The 351-nt window shown below is 59.8% G+C and carries 1 protein-coding gene; it reads right to left on the bottom strand.

Annotated features, from left to right (window positions below; all coding sequences use genetic code 11):
• Positions 1-351, bottom strand: a 351-nt coding sequence (locus CYR55_RS23250; protein WP_175580841.1) for a glycogen/starch/alpha-glucan phosphorylase, incomplete at both ends; no start/stop codon positions are given.

Here is a 351-nt window from a genome sequence, read left to right as displayed (position 1 = left end):
AGTTCGCGCCCGGAATAGGTGGAGTCATCCGGGTAGAGCACCCGCGACACGTTCTCGGAATGGTTTTTGTCTTCCACCGCCGCGAAGTAGTCGCCCTGGTTAAATTTACCGAGGTTGATTTCGTTACTCGCCTGCGCGCCCCACAGCCGCAGGGTGTTGGCGGCATCGGTGTCAAAACCGGGGATCACCTGGTCATAGGCGCAGGCCAGGATCTCTTCCGTCTCCAGCCAGCGGGTTTTCGCGCCCTCCTGCTGGATGCGGCCGCCGAAGCGCACTTTATAACGGGTATTGTGGCGCGGGAACTCCCACGGGTTGCCATATTCCAGCCAGTTATCCGGGGACTCTTTCTGT

The organism is Chimaeribacter californicus (assembly GCF_002858675.1).
Classification (GTDB): Bacteria; Pseudomonadota; Gammaproteobacteria; order Enterobacterales; family Enterobacteriaceae; genus Chimaeribacter; species Chimaeribacter californicus.
This window is presented reverse-complemented; position numbering and strand designations above follow the sequence as displayed.